We start from the raw sequence: 18,669 nt of genomic DNA on the forward strand, positions 1-18,669 counted from the left end.
TTTAATAAAGGATGCTCCAAAATGTCAAATGCTATTTCTCGGGCTAAAGAAGCTGCCGGCCAAGCCGCAGCTGAACTTATAAAAGAGGGGATGCTTGTAGGATTAGGAACAGGCTCAACCGCCCATTATTTTATTAAAGCTTTAGGGCAACGTTGCCGAGAAGGATTGCAAATTCAAGCCATCGCTTCATCCGAACATTCTGCGGTTTTAGCTCAAGAACAAAAAATTCCCCTTCTCCCTGCTAACCAAGTCTCCTATTTAGACATAACAATTGACGGGGCAGACCAGATCGATTCTCAAAAAAGGATGATTAAAGGAGGGGGAGGCGCATTATTGCGCGAAAAAATTCTAGCTTTTATCAGTAAAGAAATGGTGGTGATTATTGATTCCTCTAAAATTGTGGAACAATTCGGGTCTTTTCCCCTCCCCGTAGAAATCATTCCATTTGCTTACCAAGCAACTATTAAAAAATTAGACACGTTTGGCTACAAAGGAAAGTTGCGCGAAAAAGAGGGAAGCCCTTATGTCTCGGATAATGGTAATTATATTTTCGATGTTTCTTTATCGGGACCGTGCTCAACACCTGAAGAAGATAACCAAAAAATTCAGTCTATTCCTGGAGTCGTGGAAACAGGCTTTTTCTCTGGATTAGCAGGACGTGTGTTAATTGGCTTCCCAGATGGGCGAGTTGAAATTCGTTCGTGACAAAAAAAAACACCTGACTAAAATACGAATTTAAACTGAGCATCTAAAGGAAGCTATGCATTCTGAATTAATCCCGTTGTCGTTTGATAAGATTATGCAAACCCGTTCGTATACAGTGGTGATTTTAGGGAGTGGTCAGAAGCGATTTGCCATTTACACCGATCCCACGACAGGGCGGAATTTACAAATGTATTTAACAGGCTTAGAAAAATCTCGTCCCCTCACCCACGATTTGATTGATTCAATTTTGCAAGGGTTAGAGGTTAAAATCCTGCAAGTCGTGATTACCGATTTACAAGATACCGTTTACTTTGCTCGTTTATTTCTTGAACAAACTGTTGGAGAGCTGCGACATATTTTAGAAATTGATGCTCGACCAAGCGACTGCCTCACTCTGGCGCTCATGAACAACGTTCCCGTTTATTGCACGCGAGAAGTTTTAGAAAAAACAATTGCCGTGGAAGAATAAGAGTTTAAACATCAAAAAGGAGAGAAAGGCCCCTCTTACTTAAATTTATAAAACTAGTAATTGATATTAAATTTATTGCGTGCGAGGTCTAAAAGGGTTTCAACAGCTTGCTGAGCATCAACTCCCACTGCTGTAACAGAAATGCGGGAGCCCCGGGTTGCTGCTAACATCAAAATTCCCAAAAGAGACTTTGCATTTACCTCAGTTCCTTGATAGGTTAACCAAACATCCGCTTTGAAACCTGCTGCACACTTCACAATTTCAGTTGAAGGGCGTGTATGAAGTCCCCGTTCATTTCGAACTACAAATATCCCCTTAGCCTTGCATCTTTCCATAGGGTTTTGTATCGACATTCTTCCTCCTAATATTTGCAAAACAGGAAAATTTCACTTGCGGGTATATAGATAAATCGACTTAGTATTTACTTGCAAATGTTTTTTTTTTAAAGTCTCAGCATTCAAGCTTTTCCTAGTCAAAATTCCCTTAAATTCAGTATAAAAGCCTCTTAAGCTAGCCTTTTTGAAAAGTTATAAGCTTCAAGTTGAATCCTTTCTTTCACTTTCACAACCAGTATAGCATATGGAGAATTTTATTATGACTGTCAAACCCAGAAATTTAGTCGATTCGAAAGACTGTTGGAATGTAGAAGCTTTATACCCTTCTTTTCAAACTTGGCAAAACGCTTTTACCGAGACGATTGGGGAAAATCCACACCCTTCTTGGCCTGATATCGATGCTTTTAAAGGCCGCTTAGCAGAGAGCCCCCAAACCTTAAAATCCTTGCTCGATCTTCTATTTAAGCATGAAGAAAAACTTTCTAAACTCTACACCTATGCGCATTTAAGAAATGACGAAGATATCGCACACGACCCACATAAGGCAGGATATAATAAGATTGCCGGAGTTATGCATGACTTTAATCAAGCGACTGCATGGATTGAACCTGAACTTTTATCTCAAAATGTGGAAAAACTCCATACGCTTCTCCATTCCCCTATTTTAGCTTCCTATAAGTTTTTTCTCGAAAAAATTTTAAGAAAAAAAGAGCATACCCTCTCTTCGGAAGCAGAAGCCCTCTGTGCAATGGCTGCTAAAGCTATGCAAACACCTTATAAAGCTTTCCACGCCCTTAATGATGCCGATTTTGATTTTGGAGCGGTGGCAGATAGCCAAGGGGAACAAAAACCTTTAACCCATGGAACTTATGGAATTTATTTAAGGGAGCATGATCCACTCCTCAGAAAAAATGCTTTCAATCAGTTACACGGCCAATATCTTAAATATGAAAACTCTCTTAGCGAACTCTTACAAGGAGCAGTTCAAAGCCATTTATTTCATGCCCATTCTCACCGCTATGCCACTTGTTTAGATGCCGCCTTATTTCCAAAAAACATCGATACCCAAGTGTATAAAGCCCTGATCCAAGCGGTCAATGAAGAGCTTCCCTCTCTTCATCGTTATATGAGTTTACGTCGTCGAATATTAGGATTAGAATCTTTGCATTTATACGACATGTACGTCCCTCTCATTAAAGAAGTGGAAATGAAAATTTCCTATCCCGAAGCAGAGGATTTGATTATCGACTCCGTAGCGCCTCTAGGCGCCGAATACCAAAATCTTTTGCGCAAAGGTTTGAAGGAAGAGCGCTGGGTTGATCGCTATGAGAATAAAAATAAAAGATCGGGGGCTTACTCAAGCGGATGCTATGGCAGCATGCCCTATATTCTCATGAATTATAGAGGTCTTTTAAATGACGCTTTTACACTTGCTCATGAAGCGGGTCATAGTATGCACAGTCTCCTTTCCCGAACTTCTCAACCTTATCACTATAGCGATTACCCCATTTTCTTAGCGGAGGTTGCTTCAACCTTTAACGAAGACCTTTTAACCCGACTACTTTTTGAACGTGCCAAGACCAAAGAAGAAAAAATCTATCTTATCAACCAAAAAATTGAAGATATTCGCTCTACTTTATTCCGCCAAACCATGTTTGCTGAATTTGAGCTTTTCATTCACGAGAGGGCAGAAAATAACGAGCCCTTAACCCCCGCAACCATGAAACAAGCCTATCGGAAATTAAATGAAAAATATTTTGGAAGTGAAACAGTGATCCATACTGAAGCAGAAATTGAATGGGCCCGTATTCCCCACTTTTACTATAATTTTTATGTTTTCCAATATGCCACAGGAATCAGTGCGGCTTTGGCTTTAGCCGATAAGGTAGTGACGGAGGGAAAACCCGCGCGCGAAGCCTATTTGCAATTTTTAAAGGGTGGATCAAGCGGATATCCTATTGAAATGCTGCAAGCTGCAGGAGTCGACATGCAAACTCCTAAGCCTGTAAAATCCGCTATCCATAAATTTGACGAATACGTGAAGTTGTTGGAGCAACTTTTATTTTCTTAGCACTCAAATTAAGAATCTGCTAAAAAGGCTTGCAAAAAAATTGCGTGGAGAGATATATCTTTTGATTTCTATAGGCCTGCAAGCCTTGCTTGCAAGATGTAAACATTAAAATAAGGAGAAACCCTATGGCTCAAGCAGAAGAATTGAAAGCGACTCAAGGTAAAAATACCCTTAAGCCGCTCGGCAATCGTGTTTTAGTTCGTCGCCTAGAAACAGAAGAAAAGCTTAAAGGCGGAATCATTCTTCCTGACACTGCAAAGAAAAAACAAGAACAAGCAGAAGTCATTGCCGTTGGAACAGGAAAAAAAGATAAAAATGGCAAGCTCATCCCCTCTCCTGTAAAAGTGGGGGATATTGTTCTGATGGAAAAATACTCGGGTCAAGAAGTGACTCTTGGCGATCAAGAATACGTCATCGTGCGTGGAGATGACTTGATAGCTATCATCCAGCAATAAGAGACAACTACTATAAAGATCTTTAAGGAGCAATGAACATGGCTGCAAAGAATATCAAATTTAAAGAAGATGCGCGTCAAAATATTCTAAAAGGAGTCCGCACTTTAGCAAATGCTGTCAAAGTGACCCTCGGTCCAAAAGGACGCAATGTCATTATCGATAAATCTTATGGGGCTCCTCACATCACAAAAGACGGTGTAACAGTTGCCAAAGAAATCGAGTTAGAAGACAAGCATGAAAATATGGGCGCTCAAATGGTGAAAGAAGTCGCCAGCAAAACTGCCGATAAAGCTGGAGACGGAACCACAACGGCAACCGTCCTTGCAGAAGCCATCTTTAGTGAAGGGCTTCGCAACGTCGCAGCTGGGGCTAACCCCATGGATCTCAAACGAGGGATGGAAAAGGCTGTTAAAACAATTGCCAAAGAATTAGAAACTCTCAGCAAACCTATTAAAAACCAGCAAGAGATCGCTCAAGTCGCGACCATTTCTGCAAACAATGACCCTGAAATCGGGAAAATCATTGCAGATGCCATGGAAAAAGTGGGTAAAGATGGAACGATCACAGTAGAAGAAGCCAAAGGTTTTGAAACAACCTTAGATGTGGTAAAAGGTATGAACTTTGATCGCGGTTATTTGTCTGCTTACTTTATGACAAACCCAGAAACGCAAGAGTGTATTCTTGAAAATGCCTACATTTTAATTTACGAAAAGAAAATTGCAGCAATCAAAGAATTAATTCCTCTTTTACAAACTGTCGCAGAAAGTGGTAAACCTCTTTTGATTATTGCAGAAGATGTGGAAGGCGAAGCGTTGGCCACGCTTGTGGTGAACCGTTTAAGAGCTGGACTTAAAATTTGTGCTGTGAAAGCTCCTGGATTTGGTGATAGGCGCAAAGCAATCCTTGAGGACATCGCCATTTTGACAGGTGCTCAAGTGATTAGCGAAGAGCTTGGAATGAAGCTCGAACAAGCCACCATTGAGATGCTGGGAAAAGCAAACAAAGTGATTGTCAAAAAGGATGACACAACCTTGATCGAAGGGCAAGGCGATAAAGAACGTCTAAAAGATCGAGTGGCCCAAATTAAGCGTCAAATTGAAGAAACAGAATCTGACTACGACCGAGAAAAATTACAAGAACGGCTTGCAAAACTGGCAGGTGGCGTTGCTGTGATTCGCGTAGGTGCTGCCACTGAAGTAGAAATGAAAGAGAAAAAAGATCGCGTAGATGATGCTCAGCACGCCACAGCCGCAGCGATTGAAGAAGGAATTCTTCCCGGCGGTGGAGTGGCATTTGTTCGCTGCATCCCTGCCCTGAATAAACTCGCCTCAACTCTTGAAGGCGATGAAAAAACGGGCGTCCTCCTTATTACGCGTGCGCTTTCAGCTCCCCTTCGCCAAATTGCAGAAAATGCTGGACAGGAAGGCTCTATCATTTTGCAAGAGGTAGAAAAACTACCCGTCACTCACGGCTATAACGCTTTGACTGGCGAATATGTAGATATGTTCAAATCAGGCATTGTAGATCCTAAGAAAGTCACTCGCTGGGCATTAGAAAATGCCGTATCGATTGCTTCCCTCTTGTTGACCACAGAGGCCACTGTAGTGGAAATTCCCAAAGAAAAGGCAGCGCCAGCAATGCCAGCAGGAATGGATTACTAATCCACTCCCCTAGCAGTCTAACAATGAAGAGCCCGGAAAACGGGCTCTTTTCACTAGCTCCCTTTCCCTTTTTTTTTACACTTTGTAGGATTGCCCCACGATTTTTTATCTTGCTCTTTTTAACATACTCAAAACCGAGGAACAGAAAGCAAGGTAAAAAAAGAAGAAATAAAGGCAAGAAAGATAAGCAAAAGAGCTTTATTTATTTGAGTTCAATATAAAAGTAAGGCTGTTGGTCAACTTGAACCTTAAGGATTGCTTGCTCAATTAGAGCTTGCCAGCTAGCCGCTCCCCCTTTTTTAACTTCTTTAGCCATGCAGTGTACCCAAGCATTCGTAAATAGGCCTCCGTCCACTGTACACCAGGCAAACTCTCCCGTCTTTGCACCTGCAAGTAAAATTTTTCCTCGACACTCGCAAAACAAGGCGGAATAAGCGTCGAGGATTGTTGCAAGGTTTTCCATACTCATACTTCTCGCCACTAAAGGGGGAGCGAACAAATCAGGAATGATATTGTTGCAAACATCCGCGAAGACGATCAGCAAGCGGGAATGTTTGTTTTCAAGGGTCCTGACAATTAAATCAAAATCAGCTCCGTTATTTTCATATGTCACATAAAGATTAGGCCAAGGGCTTTCTTTCCTTTTTGTCCGATAACCGTGCCCGGAAAAATAGAATAAAATCACATCGTCCTCCCCCACTGAGAGGTTCTGGATAGTGGATAATATCTCTGAGGAGGTGATTTTTTCTCCTATCATTAGATACTTGCGCATAGGAAGATTAGCAAACAGAGAAATTTTGGAAATCTCCGCTTCTATTTTTTTTAAGTCCATTTTAACAGACTGGCTAATATTTGCTGCAATCGTATCCGCCACTATAATCGCATGCAAATCCCCCGCTTCTGCGCAGGTCTTAAAAATTAAAGCTAAAATAATAAAAATAGGAGCTATACGCATAAGGTCTTCTTTTACTCCGCTGTTGGGAAAGGGGCAACTCAGCTTTTCCTGTTTTGAAGGGAAAAAACGGTCTCAAACTAAGCTACCTTCAATTCAAATTTTTATCCTCAGATCCTCAGCTTTTCTCTTAAATAAAAAAGCTTTGTTTCCAACTATACGCTCATTATCTATAGGGGTCTAAAAACTATAAGCTTACCCATTGTATACTAAAACATTCTTTACTTCAAAATTTACTTAAGCTTATCATTAAAATAAAAAATACAACAACTTGTAAACATAAGGAGCCCCTTATGGTTGACCGAATTAACGAAGGGTGGCAAAGATACAATCCTACTTTTGAGCCTAATAGGGCAACTCTTATGCGAGAAAATCCTCTTTATAAGGCTAAATCCTTTCGAGGAGGGCTCCATGCAAAAGATCCGGAAATCTCAGCGGTTGGAAAAAACTCTATCCACGACACACCCAGCGCTCCTAAAGATTTATCCCTCTGGGCCAAATTCAAACTTAAAGCCCAGATTTTTTTTTCCTCCCCCTCTTCGATCTCTGCCAGAATGATAAATTATACGCAAAAACGGCAGTTCTTTTCTTTTGTAAAAAGCCAAAGGGCCGAAGATCTTCAAAGTACGCGGAAAGGCTTTCAAGTAAATTCTTCAAAACTGACAGTTATAGAAAGTGCAGAAGCGTTAGCTTCTCTTGCCGAAAACCTACAAGGAATTAAGCATGCAAACGAGATGGTGGAAGTTGCCTTTGAAGGACTGCCCACCCTCCATTTACCTCAGCAATTCCAAAAAGATTTCCCGCGGATGAACGCCTTTAGTGTGGGAGAAAATACCTTTAAAATTGCTTATCAAAACGGCAAAGACCGCCACTCTACCATGGTAGAAGCCGATGAAACGATGTTGCAATATCTCGATAATAATAAAACCTTGCAAACTAATGTGCAAAATCTCATGACTCAATCTATGCTTGTAGAGCCTACAGCCTATGTTTCAGAGCATGGCAAGTATATTGCAAATGGCTCCAATTTTCCCCAACATTTTAGCATTCAAGTAAAAGACAACAACCTCCATATTACTATTATCAAAGGGTTTAAACTTTATCATCCAGACAATATAGAACAAATTGTCGGATACAGAGCTGTAAAAAGAGAGATTGTTATACCAAAAGATGCTTTAAAAGAAGAAATTCCTCAGAAATCTTTGGCCTCTGAGGCAAAAACAGCAGATGAGCTAATTTCTGGGGCTAAAGTCATAGATACCTATACACCGGTTCTCAAGTTCAAGAACTCGCCTTCTGAAACCACCGTGACCCATGCTTTGTATGCCCAGCTTGGCTTTCACCCAACAAGCGCGACAACCTAGAATGCTAAAAACCGCTTCACAAGCTATTCAAAAGCATCCCATGCAAAAAAATGAAAAAAAATGCAAATCTCTTTGCATTAAAATATCCAATTTCATAAGATTATGACTTCTTAAATGATCCGGATTAGCTCAGCGGTAGAGCAGTGGACTGTTAATCCATTGGTCGTAAGTTCGAATCTTACATCCGGAGATTCGCTGATTGATGTGATACTGCTATGAGCACACAAAATGGCTCACGCAGTGTTACAAACAGCTTTTTCCCATCCAATTTCAAGTTAGAAAAGACAAAAATCAATCATCGCTGTGTTTCAGGCAATTTCGAACTCGTGAAGATTTCTTTCGCTCCCTTCGCCCAATCTAATACTGTCTTCGCTGTGATCAGCAGGCATGTATCGCCTGTGTTGACATAAGCCTTCATTTCTGGCGTAATCTCTTGTTGTCGTTTTTTATACTCCCCAAGCTTTTGCTGATAGGCCTCTGAATCCATAGCTCCATCCAAATACATATCAATGAGTTTGGATAAACGATTTTGAATGTGGCCTAGCCCTTTTCGTAGAGTCTCTGGGGAATGTAAAAAAAGCTTTCCTAACATGGGCAAACCGCCTATGAAGTATAACTTCACAACTGACTATATCGGCGATAGGCCTTTCCCTCTTTTGGCCCAAATTTTTCCCTTAAAATTTAAGGCTTAGCTAAGCTGGCAAAAAGCTCAAAAAGATTTCTAAACTTTTAAATATCTTGTATTTATGCTTAGTGAAAGGTTGGGTGCTGCTTAGTTGCAAATAAAATTATCAATCTGTTGGTCGCTAATTTAATTCAAATCTAGTATTCGTAGTTTTTTTTGGCGGGCAATTTCAAATTCAATGCTAGACCTAAGAGGCTATGAAAAGTGGGCAGGCACAGACTCTTAAATGACCCTCACTAGTCCCGCCAGCGGAAGTGCGTGCCATATGAGGGAATTTCTCCTTCATCTTTGCATTATTAAATTAATTTTAATTTGAGGAATCTCGCCTTGATAAAAATACAACACTTAAAAATATTTGTTCTAGCAGTAATCGCAGCTTTTTTCTCCCTGGTTACCCTCAATAACATCGTAGATTATGAAACCAACCATTGGTGCGTTCAAAGCACTCTAGCGATGGAAAGCGTCCAAGCCTCCAATGTAGTGTGGCGAGCCATTCAGTCACCTTGGGTTATCACCTCGGCTTACATCCTTATTATCCTCGTTGAAGCCACTATAGCCTTGCTCTGCTGGCTTTCGGTTATTTTGATGTTGTTAAAACGCGGTGGAAAACGGTTGGGACTGTTAAGCCTAACACTTGCTTTTGGACTATTTATGTTGGGATTTGTCGTTATCGCTGGAGAATGGTTTTATATGTGGCAACACTCCGCCTTAGCAGACATGCAGCAAAAAGCAGCTGTCTTTGCCGTAGTTATGTTAAATAGCATGCTTTTTGTCGCATACGAGGAACCTTAAAGGTAGAAAAAGTCGAAGACATTTGAATAGGCACTTCATTCATTTTTATTACTTTTGTTTCAGCTGGTCATCAAAGATTTTAACCCTTCTCCTTTTAGTTAAGAGCAGTTTTTTTATTTGACTAAACCTTCTTTTCTCCCTTGCTTATCACCCAAAAGGGAAAAACTAGATCATACGTAGCGAAATAGTTTTCAAAGAAAAGATGGCATCTTTTTTTTAAAAGCCTCAATCTTGAATTTAAGGTTTATTAACATCCAGGAAAAGGCAAACCTAAGCTAGAAGCCATTCTAAGGCTTTTTAATCTTAGGATTTTTTTAAAATGAAGAATAGCCCAAATTTCTACCCATAAATCCCCTATTCGAGCTATGTTAAATGGTGCAGTTACGGGAGGGCAATTTTTTGGCTTTTAGAGTTCCCTAACCGGTAGCCGTTGTGGTCCCCTGTTCTTAAGAGGAAAAAATGCCTGAAGCTTCGCAGAATAATGACTTATTTAAACTTGTTGAAAAATTTGAAACAAATGCTCAGAATTTCGGATTTTATTGGGAACATATCGACCAATTAATTGAACAAATTCACAGTGAATGCCTTGAGGTTCAAGAAGCATGGCAGCAAAAGGATAGAGCTCATTTACAAGAAGAGATCGGAGATCTGATACAAGCCTCTATCTGCCTTGCGGTCTTTTGCCATTTTGACCCGCATGATACTTTGTTAAAAAGTGTGGAAAAATTTCAAAAAAGATACGCAGCTATGGTTGCGTTGGTTAAGAATGATGGCTACGTTAACTTGCAAAACCAACCCATGGAAGTTCTGATGCAATACTGGAATAAAGCTAAAAAAGAAAGCCTTTAAAAAAAGCCCAAGTGCATTTAAATAGGTTTACTTCGCTCACACTCGATTAAGGTTTCTGAGGCTTGCCCTTTTAACATCCTCTCGATTCACAATGCGCGACCTTTACAGAAAGCTGTTTCCTTTTTCTCCTGCTTTTGAAGAACCTTAGGCGCGCACTGTAATGAGCTAGCGCAATGCTAACAATAGCTTGGCAAGCTTTTGCCTCTCAAAGGGTTTAAATAAGCTTATCAACCGACAGGTAAAGAGATTGAGGGGCCTAGCCTCATTCTAGGCCCTTTAATTCTTTTATTTCTTATCAAAAAAGGAAGAAAACTTTTCTCTATATTCATGGACTGTCGCATTAGTAGCAATTTTATGTTTCCAGCGGTCGTGATTTGTTTGAGAAACCATTTTAGCTAACTCTTCAAGATTAGAACCGTCAGTGGATAAGATTTGTTCTTTAATTTTATCTTTCAAAATTTCCATCCATGCTTCATCTGCCATTTCCAATAATTGGTGCGCAAAATCTTTTTCGACCACAGCATGGTGGTGATGCTCACAGCACTCATGTTCACCGTGAGGATGATGATGATGGTGGTGGTGATTATCTCCACAGCCACATGAACCACAGCAATGATCTTGATGATTGTGATGGTGAGACATTTTTCCCTCCTATAAAACGAGTTTAATAAAGTGAATAAGTTTAATTGTTTGATAACAGACCAAAGCACGAAAATCAAGAAAAGTTTCTCTCTTTTGCTTTAAACTTTTTCTGCCTTGGTTTAATTTCTAATTATCTTATAGAGACGTATTTATCGATCATTCCCTCTTTCGAGAGCACGACTTGCCAAAGTTGAAGGCTTCTTGCGCGAAAGCTTCCGGCACAGGATAAAAGATAATAACTCCATAGGCGATAAAATTTTTCCCCATATTTTTTGGAAAGCTTGTCCCAATTTTTAACAAAATTGCCATACCAAGCCATAAGAGTTTTGTCATAGTCTTGCCCCAAATTATGCAAGTCTTCCATCACAAAGAGCCCTTCGATAGATTTTCCTATTTGAGCAATTGAGGGGAGATGCCCATTGGGAAAAATATAAGTACTAATCCACGGATCAGCGAGAGTGGCCGTGACGTTGGCCCCAATGGTATGTAAAAGAAATAGCCCCTTCGGAGCAAGGTGCCGGTAAACCACTTCCATGAACTCTCGATAATTTTTTTCTCCAACATGCTCAAACATCCCAATTTCTAAAATCCGGTCATAAATCTCCTGCTTCATATCCCGATAATCTTGCATTTTTATTTCCACAGGCAAACCCTTTGTTACCGAGCGTGCATAATCGGCTTGATTATCCGAAAGGGTAATACCTGTCACCTGCACTCCATAATTCTCTGCTGCAAACTTAGCAAAACCTCCCCAACCGCATCCGATATCCAACACTTTCATTCCGGGAAGTAAATGCAACTTTTTGCAGATTAAATTATATTTAGCTTTTTGAGCCTCTTCTAGCGTCCGCGCATGTTCCCAATACCCGCAACTATAAGTTAAAGTAGGGTCAAGCATATTTTGGTAAAGGTCATTTCCAATTTGGTAATGTTTATCAATCACTTCTAAGCTCTTTTTTTTGGTTTGCAAATTAAAAAGCTTCGCTCTTATAGTATCCCACAGCATAATCCCGGACTTGGCAAACTGCTGATCCAAGTTAGCCCCTAATAATTTTGAAAAGCATATATCGAGGGCCTCGCAATCCCATATCTTCTCCACATAGGCCTCCCCAAAGCCAAGCGATCCATCTCGCCATATCCGATGATAAAACTCCTCATTGTGTATGCGTATATCCCAGGGGCGCGTTCCGTTAATTTGAATATCTGCTAAAGCGGCAAGATTTTGGATGGTGTGTTTAGGTGAACGGCCTGAAAATCGAGGAAAAAATAACACGCCAATCCCCAGCAGGAGAGAGATAAAAAAAATAGCTAAACTCAACCATTTTAAAATTTCCATTTTCGTCTCCTTTTTAATCCGAATTAGGATTGAAAAATTTGTGCAAAAACAATCCTTTCATCTAGACAATGAAGCAGCCTAAAAGAACAACCAAATTCTGCACAAAACTACTTTATTAAAAAGCTAAATTTATTAATTACATTGAAACTATTCTCAATTAAAAATAAATCAAAAAAATGGTGGAATTCTGCAACAGAGGAATATCGGTTTAGCTATTTGCCCACACAAGCGAATGCGATTGACTGGAAAAGCTGGCAAAAGAAGGATTTTTGGGAAACTCGTGTACGAAAGGTAGGATGGCATTTGCAACTTTAATGCTTTCAGAAATTGGCCGGTTCACATTAGGTTATTTTTTTTAAGAATAGGGAACTATTTTTAAAAATTTTTACTAAATAAATCATGGGCGATTTTTATACCTTCTCAACTTGACATGTTTTTGCTGAGATGGAAGCTATTCTGAAAAGGATGGGCTTTCTATGCTCTTCATGGGAAATAGTTTTTGCTATTTCTTGCGCCTTTTCAAATTGGCCAGTTTCTGCTAAGAGAGTAGAAATCTCTGAGAGTGCGTAATCTTTTTCGTCTTCCCCACGAATTGTCATTGCAATTTCTAGTGACTTATCAAGCTGGCCAGTTTCTGCTGATTTGGAAGCTATTCTGATAAGAATGGCATTTCTCTGCTTTTCATCAGAAATCGTCTTTGCAATTTCTAGCGACTTATCAAGTTGGCCAGATTCTGCTAAGAGGGTAGAAATCTCTGAGAGTGCGTAATCTTTTTCAGATTCCCAAACATTTGCGTTTACACATTCTAGCGCTTTAATAAACTGGCCAGATTCTGCTAAGAGGATAGAAATCTCTGAGAGGGCGTAATTTTTTTCGAACTCCCCAGGTATTGTCTTTACAATCTCTAATGCTTTTTCAAGATGGCCAGCCTTTGTGAAGAGGATAGAAATCTTTGCAAGAGCTTTACTTTTTTTGTATTCATGAGGAATTGTATGCCCAATTTCTAAGGCTTTATCAAGATGGCCGGCTTCTGCTAAAAGGATAGAGACCTTTGAGAAAGCTTTACCTTTTTCGTCTTCGTCGGAAAGGTTATGCGCAATTTCTAGGGCTTTCCCAAGCAGATTTTTTCTTACTAGTTTACTTATGCCATCCCAAATACATGGGTAGTAATGTGTAGCTGGATCAAAAATACCTTTGAAAAGCCAAGGCAATTCTAAGACTTGGGCTCGTTCTTTTAATTCTTTACAGTATTCTGGATAGCGGGTTAAGACAAACAAAAATTTAATTTTTTCACAGAAAAGAGAACTTGCCAGTTGAATAAGTGTCGCTGATGCTGATAAGTTGAGGCTGTTTTTTATTTTTTCTAAATCTTTTAAATTCTCATGCCAAAATTTTAAATTCTCCTGCCAAACTTTTAAATTCTCATGCCAAAAGTCACTACTATAATCATATGACAACCAACTAGCGTTTTGCTCAGCATCAAAAAAGAAAGCTTTTTGAGAATCACAGTGATCCATTACACATTGAATAAGTTTGCAAAGGAGGAAAGCCTCTTTTCTTTTTGCGACCTGTATGAGCGTTGTATTCCATTTTTTATTGACTTCTGAGCAATTTTTATAATCTTCCCCTCCTAGAGCACTTAATATTTGTTCAAATATTTCCTGAGGCAGATCTTCTAACTCGAGGGATGGACTTAGGTTCAAAGAGCGATTTTCTTTTCTCCTTTTAGGTGGGGGATTATCGCACTGTGCGTTATCCCCTGAATTAGGTATGTGCTTTTGCTTGATAACGTTATTTGGTTTAGCCCAACTGTTCGTATTTCCAATGAAAGGAAGGCCAGAAATAACCTGGGGGAGGTTTAATGATTTTATTTTTTCAATGATTGCGACAAATGCCTCCTCTTTCTCTTTTCCCTTGGCGTATTGCGCTTTGCTCTCAATCCTTTTTACTATATTGACTAATGTGTCTTTATCCCCACTTGTCAAAAATCTTTGGTTTTTTTCAGCAAGCTCGCAAACGACTTCCGCCACTTTCAAAGGCATTTTCAGCTTTGTGCTGCTGGTTAGCTTAGTCGTTAAATAAAGGTTAGGTGTATCGCTAATTGATTTAATCTCAGCTAAAGTGTTGCGAAATTCATTCAAATTATTGGCAATTAAGAACGACATAAACGACTCTCTTCCTTAAAGCTTTTTAAGTTAGTTACGATAAATAACTTAAGATAGTTATACTAAATAGCTCAATTTTTTCCCAATTTCTTTAAAATCTTATGAGAGGGCAATTGATCTTTCAGATAAAAATTAATCGATTGATTGCTTCTTGCAAAAGGCGAAAGGGGCTTAGCGCTATTTAGAAAGTGAAGGCTTTCCCTCCCTTGCAACTTTAATCTCATCTATCTTTAACAAACAGATGGCTTTATAAGCATTTTACCTATTTGCCATGGATTACTTAGATAATGCCCTGCTGGCTAACTTGATAAAGCATTAGAATTTGCATAGATAATTTTTTACAAATCCAAAAAAGTTAGAGCTCTCTCACAGGTCTCTATCATCTTAGCAGAAACTATAGGCTCCTAAGTTTAAAAGAGGAAAGAGCGGAGAGGCATTTATTTCGGCAAAGCCCCATCAATCACTTTATTTTGTTAAATTAAAAATAAAAATCATAATATACATTGAATTTATTTTTTATTTGAATTAATTTTAAAATACAAGCACACAAAACGTGTAGATAATCTCCTGTGGATTGATTAAATAATTACCTCTGATAAAAGTTTACAAAATTTAATAATTGAAGTGAATAAAGGTGAAATTATGAAAAATTTTAAAGAAATTGCAGTAGCAGGGATCGTTTTCTTAGTAACATCTTCTATCTTACATGCTTTTGAAGATGCTAACCGGACCTCCAGTCCTGTGACAACTCCTTCAAAAACCAATCCCTCAGCTCTTAATCCTTCAGGAAAAGAGGCTGCCAGTCAATCAAGCACACAAAATATTCCTAGTCAGAATGCCGCGCAGCAAAATACCCCCTCCTCAAGTCCGACCTCTACAGTTACTCCCTCGAGTTCAGCCACTTTAAACAACTACAAAGCACAAGCTCCCTCTACCGCTAATCCCCGTCGCCCCAAACCTTCCTACAAAATGGTGGCAGAAGCAGATGTGCGTACTCATTCAGGAGCTTCACTGGATGACGATATTATCCAAAAAATCCGCTGGGGAGTTAAGAATGACAAAACGATTTCCGATAAAGGCAAAAGTATCCAAGTCGCGGTGACTAAGGGTGAAGTTACCTTGATTGGAAATGTGGCTACTCAAAGCGAAAAAAATAAAATTGAATCCCTGGTAAAACAAATCGACGGCGTGCAAAGAATTAATAGCAAGCTGTCCATCTCTAGTAAATAACTTTAAGTCCTAGCCTAATAGCAATAATAGGCTAGGACTTTCCTTTACTTTATTTGCAAAAAAAGAGGCCTCCGTTAACCTCCAATTTATCTGACTTCCACATCCCCGGAATGTAATAAAGGCAACTTATAACCAATAAGTTATGTTAAAACAAAATCTCTCTCCTTCTCGCCTTTTATTCCTAAACAGCGTACATTAACATTTTTAGCTATCTTGTTTTATAACCAACTATTTAAGTGAAACCATTTGCCACCAAACTCAAGGTAGCCATCTACTTTTTATCTATTTTTGAGGTCGCTCCCATGGAAGCTCCATTTTCCCTTTCCCCTTGTATGAACTTAAACCCCTCCTCTTATTTTAATCCCTATCAGCAGGTGACTTTTATTTGTTCGGGTGGTGAGCAGCAGAAAGTATTCCTGGGGTTATTTAGTGAATGGCCTCACTTAGAAAAAATTTTTAACAGTTCCCACCCCATAAAAATTTCCCTTTCAGAAACCACCTTTTTCCTTCTCTTAAATTGTTTAGGCTACTTAAGCAATCCCTCTTCTAGTTTTTTAATAACTAGTTTTTTAGAAAAAAACCTAAAAAATTTAAGCGAACTTTATGAACTCAATCAATTTGCTCATCAATACCAAATGGAAGAGCTGATGATTTGCCTAGAAGATTATATTAAAGTTCCCTCTTTTTTAGGGGCTATCCAGCAAAAACAATTAGATGACCTTTACGCGGTGATCTATTCAAACCGGGAAAATGAAACTGATCGTCTATTAGCAAAAAAGATTATTGTCCAACATCTATTTTTTCATAATCAATTCCGCTCAACCCCTGCGCTAGGTTCAAAGAAAGAAATCGAGAATTTAACTGAGCGTTACATGAGGAGTTTTGATTTGGAAGCTCATCCCCCTGTGGCAGAGCTTTTTGCTTGTATAGAAAGCCTATTGTCGTGCGAAATACCCTCTACAGAAAAAGCGTTAAATTTTCTTTTTATAACCCAATCACACATTTTAAATTTTTTTAAACTTAAAGCCGCAAAAAACCTGCCTTTTTCTATCACCATCAGCTCTATTTATACGGACATTTTTTATTCTCTTTTTCATGTCGCTAGTCAAATTCAAACCTTTACGGCTGCAGAATATTTCTTTAACCAACTTTTAAACCTTACTCTTCCTAACTTAGAATTTACTCCTCTTAAAGCGTTTGAAAAAAAGCTCATCACCCAAGAAATCAAATTTTCTTATCCGTTTAGCTCTCAAAAGGGAGCTTTATTTTGCCTACTTTTTAACGAAATTGTCAAAAACATGCAATCTTCCGAAATTGGGCCACTTGTTCAACTATTTTTCAGGATCATTCATACCTGTGAAAAACCTAAATCCATGTTTTTATCTCTCATAGATGTGCTACCTGCGTATGTAGTAAAAATTTTGGCTTTACAATTAGAAGCGGTTGACCAAATACAAAATTACTTAAGACAACTAGAAAGGATTATGCGGCTTTACAAAGAGTTAAAGCCGTGGATGGAACAAAATGGGGGGAATGCGGATTTATTAATTGAAGCATATGGGGAAACTTCTCCTAAAGCCAAGCTGGCACTTACGGAAAAAGTTTTTTTAGACAACCATGCCCTTGTGGAAAAAATTTTGGAATATAGGCGCCATTATCACCCTATTTTTCTAACTCCTGTTGTGCGCTACATTTATTTTCATCTTTCACTTCCTCTAAAACTAAAAAACACTCTTCTCTTAAATTTTCCCTTCCTTGAAAAAGAGGCAAGCAATTTGCCCTGTCTCGCCTATTCCGATTTAACTTCAGAATCCCCCCTCACTTGGGCAAAAACGAGGCCTCCAGAAGTTTTAAGTCATTGGTTAGGATTAAACGACAGGGAAAGCCATCAAACATTTCCATCTCTCATGCAATTCGCCATCCAAAATTTAAACCTTAGCCATTTTCAAATTATTTTTTTAAAATTGAAAAATGAACCTCATTTAATGAGAGTGTTTTACGAAAATATTATCCATCTTTTTAAAAACAGATTTGTCCTGGAGCCCTCTTATTCTACTTACCAAATTATCTTTCACTATGGAATTCCCGCCATTGAATATCTACAACACCCTCCTCAAGATTTTATTCCGGCGTTAGAGACTCTCGTGAAATTAAAGCTATTAGAAGCCATGAAATACATTGAATTTTTTTTCACAAAATTTGGCTTAAAAAAGAATAGCCAACCCTCTTTTTTCGCCGCCAAAATGCTCCTAGGAGAAATAGAAGAAATAGAATCCTTATTAAAGCCTGAAACTGACCTTTCTTTTTTAAATCAAACATTAACCCTTTTACAAAACGAGGATAAAACATTTGTTAGAATGCCTGACAATACCTATTTCAAATTAATCCGGTATGCACAAACACAATTAAAAAAATGGAGTGTAGTAAAAAAGGAATCAGCTTTCCCTTCGTTTTATTTTTTCCTCCTATCTGAACACCTTCACAGAAGAGAGATTAAATCTGCTCAAGTGTTAAGAGAAAGGGTACTCAAAGAGGTGGCAGAAGCGCATCTTCAATATCTGGAAACCTTGCTGCGCCATAAGTTAACCCATTTGGATTCTACCCTTGCGAAAACTTTTTTTAGGATTTTAAGTGAATGCCCCCATGCCAAAAAAGCCTTAAAGCAATGGGCTATTCAATTAGCCCACAGAAATGACACCTATTTTTTTAAAAATGTCGTGGCATTTTTTTTCGATTGTTTTGAAGCTAAAAAGTTTTTAAACTATATTTATATTTTTCAAGGCACTTTTATCAAACATTTAAAGTGCTATTCACAGAAAGAATTTCACCAATTTGCCTTTAATTTTTCAGCCTCTTTAGATGAAACATTGCCTCTAGCTTATAGAACCTTTAAAAAGTCGCAGCTAATCTCCTCTACCAGGCAAACTCCTCTTATTTTTAAATAAGGAGACAATCTCT

At 38.8% G+C, this 18,669-nt stretch carries 16 protein-coding genes and 1 tRNA gene; 11 read left to right on the plus strand and 6 right to left on the minus strand.

The genetic code is table 11. The features are described from left to right. Positions 1–21: 21 nt before the first annotated feature. Both rpiA and PARA125_RS05705 read left to right on the plus strand, forming a co-directional pair. Positions 22–705 (plus strand): ribose-5-phosphate isomerase RpiA, encoded by a 684-nt coding sequence (rpiA, locus tag PARA125_RS05700; protein ID WP_213157758.1) that lies wholly within the window; start codon positions 22–24, stop codon positions 703–705. 55 nt (positions 706–760) lie between these two features. Then, positions 761–1,174 carry a bifunctional nuclease family protein gene (locus tag PARA125_RS05705; protein WP_213157759.1) on the plus strand — a complete coding sequence of 138 codons (414 nt, stop codon included), beginning with the start codon at positions 761–763 and terminating at the stop codon, positions 1,172–1,174. 53 nt (positions 1,175–1,227) lie between these two features. Here PARA125_RS05705 and PARA125_RS05710 read toward each other — a convergent pair whose 3' ends face one another. Next, positions 1,228–1,527, minus strand: coding sequence for an HPr family phosphocarrier protein (locus PARA125_RS05710; RefSeq protein WP_213157760.1), 300 nt, complete (start codon positions 1,525–1,527; stop codon positions 1,228–1,230). A gap of 241 nt (positions 1,528–1,768) precedes the next feature. Here PARA125_RS05710 and pepF point away from each other — a divergent pair, with 241 nt between their 5' ends. The 3 genes from pepF (at position 1,769) to groL (ending at position 5,696) form a co-directional block, all read left to right on the plus strand. Beyond that, the gene (pepF, locus tag PARA125_RS05715) at positions 1,769–3,580 is read left to right on the plus strand and encodes an oligoendopeptidase F (RefSeq protein WP_213157761.1); all 1,812 of its coding nucleotides are present in this window, start codon (positions 1,769–1,771) and stop codon (positions 3,578–3,580) included. A 125-nt stretch (positions 3,581–3,705) separates the two neighbouring features. After that, positions 3,706–4,035, plus strand: a complete 330-nt coding sequence (locus PARA125_RS05720; RefSeq protein ID WP_213157762.1) for a co-chaperone GroES — start codon at positions 3,706–3,708, stop codon at positions 4,033–4,035. Between the two features lie 38 nt (positions 4,036–4,073). Further along, positions 4,074–5,696 carry a chaperonin GroEL gene (gene groL, locus PARA125_RS05725; protein WP_213157763.1) on the plus strand — a complete coding sequence of 541 codons (1,623 nt, stop codon included), beginning with the start codon at positions 4,074–4,076 and terminating at the stop codon, positions 5,694–5,696. 202 nt (positions 5,697–5,898) lie between these two features. Here groL and PARA125_RS05730 read toward each other — a convergent pair whose 3' ends face one another. Then, entirely contained in the window at positions 5,899–6,651 is a 753-nt protein-coding gene (locus tag PARA125_RS05730) for a caspase family protein (protein ID WP_213157764.1), read from the minus strand. A gap of 290 nt (positions 6,652–6,941) precedes the next feature. On the opposite strand from PARA125_RS05730, the gene PARA125_RS05735 reads away from it, so the two are divergent. Further along, positions 6,942–8,012: a hypothetical protein gene (locus PARA125_RS05735; RefSeq protein WP_213157765.1), complete on the plus strand. Its 1,071-nt coding sequence runs from the start codon at positions 6,942–6,944 to the stop codon at positions 8,010–8,012. A gap of 118 nt (positions 8,013–8,130) precedes the next feature. After that, positions 8,131–8,202, plus strand: a tRNA-Asn gene (locus PARA125_RS05740). Positions 8,203–8,307: 105 nt separating this feature from the next. Here the strand turns inward: PARA125_RS05740 and PARA125_RS05745 are convergent. After that, complete coding sequence (locus tag PARA125_RS05745) at positions 8,308–8,604, minus strand: hypothetical protein (RefSeq protein WP_213157766.1); 297 nt, start codon at positions 8,602–8,604, stop codon at positions 8,308–8,310. Positions 8,605–9,024: 420 nt separating this feature from the next. Here PARA125_RS05745 and PARA125_RS05750 point away from each other — a divergent pair, with 420 nt between their 5' ends. Then, a complete protein-coding gene (locus tag PARA125_RS05750; RefSeq protein WP_213157767.1) occupies positions 9,025–9,489 on the plus strand; it encodes a DUF2165 domain-containing protein in 465 nt (154 codons plus the stop codon). A gap of 459 nt (positions 9,490–9,948) precedes the next feature. Next, the gene (locus PARA125_RS05755; protein WP_213157768.1) at positions 9,949–10,338 is read left to right on the plus strand and encodes a MazG nucleotide pyrophosphohydrolase domain-containing protein; all 390 of its coding nucleotides are present in this window, start codon (positions 9,949–9,951) and stop codon (positions 10,336–10,338) included. A 285-nt stretch (positions 10,339–10,623) separates the two neighbouring features. Here PARA125_RS05755 and PARA125_RS05760 read toward each other — a convergent pair whose 3' ends face one another. From PARA125_RS05760 to PARA125_RS05770, 3 genes are all read right to left on the minus strand, one after another. Further along, the gene (locus PARA125_RS05760) at positions 10,624–10,980 is read right to left on the minus strand and encodes a hypothetical protein (protein WP_213157769.1); all 357 of its coding nucleotides are present in this window, start codon (positions 10,978–10,980) and stop codon (positions 10,624–10,626) included. A gap of 130 nt (positions 10,981–11,110) precedes the next feature. Beyond that, the gene (gene cfa, locus PARA125_RS05765) at positions 11,111–12,316 is read right to left on the minus strand and encodes a cyclopropane fatty acyl phospholipid synthase (protein ID WP_213157770.1); all 1,206 of its coding nucleotides are present in this window, start codon (positions 12,314–12,316) and stop codon (positions 11,111–11,113) included. Positions 12,317–12,726: 410 nt separating this feature from the next. Continuing rightward, positions 12,727–14,481 carry an F-box protein gene (locus tag PARA125_RS05770; protein WP_213157771.1) on the minus strand — a complete coding sequence of 585 codons (1,755 nt, stop codon included), beginning with the start codon at positions 14,479–14,481 and terminating at the stop codon, positions 12,727–12,729. Positions 14,482–15,123: 642 nt separating this feature from the next. On the opposite strand from PARA125_RS05770, the gene PARA125_RS05775 reads away from it, so the two are divergent. Then, a complete protein-coding gene (locus PARA125_RS05775; protein WP_213157772.1) occupies positions 15,124–15,711 on the plus strand; it encodes a BON domain-containing protein in 588 nt (195 codons plus the stop codon). Positions 15,712–16,013: 302 nt separating this feature from the next. Further along, entirely contained in the window at positions 16,014–18,656 is a 2,643-nt protein-coding gene (locus tag PARA125_RS05780; RefSeq protein ID WP_213157773.1) for a hypothetical protein, read from the plus strand. Positions 18,657–18,669 lie beyond the last annotated feature (13 nt).

Origin of the sequence: Parachlamydia sp. AcF125, from assembly GCF_018342475.1 — a bacterium.
Taxonomy (GTDB): domain Bacteria; phylum Chlamydiota; class Chlamydiia; order Chlamydiales; family Parachlamydiaceae; genus Parachlamydia.